Genomic DNA, 2146 nt, shown 5'->3' on the forward strand with positions numbered 1-2146 from the left:
CGGTGGAGCCGCGCGGCGCGGAGCCGGGGCCGCTGCCGGCCGCCGTCCCGCTGGTGCACCCCGGCCTCCTCGACGACGAACGCGCCACCCACACCCGGATGCGGGTGCCCGGCCCGGAGGAACTGGCGGGCGGCGCGCACGGTACGGCGCGCACGCCCCGCGCGCCCGGCCAGGCCCGCGCGGGCTCGGCACGCCACCAGGCGGCCTCCCGCCGCAGGCGCCGGCTGGCGGTCACGGTGGCGGCCGGTGTGGCGGCGGCCGCCGCCCTCGGCGGCTGGCTGCTGGCGGGCGGCGACGACGGCACCGACGACGGCCGGGGCACGGGGGAGACGGCGGAGCAGGACCTCCCGCCCACCGCCACCCCCTGACCGTCCCCGCGCCCCGGGCCACGGCGGACCGCCGCCGGCGCCCCGGCCTCCCGGCCCTCGGCGGGCCCCGGGAGGCCGGGGAGGCACGGGGCGGCCGGGTGGGATGCGGCAGCCGTTAGGCTGGGGTATGTGGCAGCAGTCGATGTATCCGAAGCTCTGAAGTCTCTCGCCTCCACCATGGAGTCGATCGAGGCTGTCCTCGACCTCGACCAGCTGAGGGCCGATGTTGCCGCGCTGGAGGAGCAGGCCGCGGCGCCCTCGCTGTGGGACGACCCCGAGAACGCCCAGCAGGTGACCAGCAAGCTGGCCCTCCTCCAGGGCCAGGTGCGCAAGACCGACGAACTGCGCAGCCGGATCGACGATCTGGAAGTGCTGTTCGAGCTGGCCGAGGCGGAGGACGACGCCGACACCCGGCGCGAGGCCGAGGCCGAACTGGCCGCCGTGCAGAAGGCGGTGGACGAGCTGGAGGTCCGCACGCTGCTGTCCGGCGAGTACGACGGCCGCGAGGCGATGGTCAGCGTCCGCGCCGAGGCGGGCGGGGTCGACGCGGCGGACTTCGCCGAACAGCTCCAGCGGATGTATCTGCGCTGGGCCGAGCGCAAGGGCTACCCGACCGAGGTGCTGGACACCTCGTACGCGGAGGAGGCCGGCATCAAGTCGACCACCTTCACCGTCAAGGCGCCGTACGCGTACGGCACGCTCTCCGTCGAGCAGGGCACGCACCGGATGGTGCGGATCTCGCCGTTCGACAACCAGGGCCGGCGGCAGACGTCCTTCGCGGGCGTCGAGGTGCTGCCGGTGGTGGAGCAGACCGACCACATCGAGATCCCGGAGAACGAGATCCGGGTCGACGTGTTCCGCTCCTCCGGGCCCGGCGGCCAGTCCGTCAACACGACCGACTCGGCGGTGCGGCTGACCCACCTGCCGACCGGCATCGTCGTCTCCTGCCAGAACGAGAAGTCCCAGATCCAGAACCGCGCCGCCGCGATGCGCGTCCTCCAGGCGAGGCTGCTGGCGCACCAGCGCGCCGAGGAGCAGGCCAAGATGGACGCTCTGAAGGGAGACGGCGGGAATTCCTGGGGCAACCAGATGCGCAGCTATGTGCTCCAGCCGTACCAGATGGTGAAGGATCTGCGGACGGAGCACGAGGTCGGTAACCCGCAGGCCGTTCTCGATGGGGACATCGACGACTTCCTCGAAGCGGGCATCCGCTGGCGCAAACAGCAGGAGAAGTAACCTTCACCCAATTCTCACGCGTTGAACGGCATTTAACGGACATCCCGCTTGACGCTCGCATGACGAGCGGGAAAGCTGTTCGCGGCATGCCTGTGTTCTGGGGTGCGAGTTGCAGCGGGGTACGTCAGTACGGACCGGCCTGAGCCGCCGAGGATGCCTCCCGCAGCGCCGCCGCAGCCCTTGAGTGAGGCTGCGACCCCACGACAGTCATTGTCGAGAATCAATAACTACAGGGGGTAGTGGATTTATGGCCAGTTCCAAGACGCGGGCCAACGTCGCGCGGGTTGCCGCAGCGGCGATTTTCGCGGCCGGCGCGTCCCTCGCGGTGGTCGGTACGGCCAACGCGAGCGGTGCCAAGACCGAAAAGGATGACTCGCTCATCAGTCTGGACATTCTCGGCGGCGTCACCGCCGGTGCGGACGAGGGTGCCACCGATGGCGGTGGCGATGACGAGGGCAGCGACCAGGGCGCCTCCGACGAGGGTGCCGACCAGGGCGGGGACCAGGGCGGTTCCGACGAGGGTGCCGACGAGGGTGGTGACC

At 71.4% G+C, this 2146-nt stretch carries 1 protein-coding gene and 2 pseudogenes; all 3 read left to right on the forward strand.

Annotation, left to right across the window (positions count from 1 at the left end):
• Positions 1-368 (forward strand): annotated as a pseudogene (locus ACFV5N_RS20190) (serine/threonine protein kinase); the annotation flags it as partial.
• A gap of 129 nt (positions 369-497) precedes the next feature.
• On the forward strand, positions 498-1604 hold the full coding sequence (gene prfB / locus ACFV5N_RS20195; RefSeq protein ID WP_385601604.1) for a peptide chain release factor 2: 1107 nt from the start codon (positions 498-500) through the stop codon (positions 1602-1604).
• A 247-nt stretch (positions 1605-1851) separates the two neighbouring features.
• Positions 1852-2146, forward strand: a pseudogene (locus ACFV5N_RS20200) (collagen-like protein); the annotation flags it as partial.

Origin of the sequence: Streptomyces sp. NPDC059853 (assembly GCF_042731495.1) — a bacterium.
Taxonomy (GTDB): Bacteria; Actinomycetota; Actinomycetes; order Streptomycetales; family Streptomycetaceae; genus Streptomyces.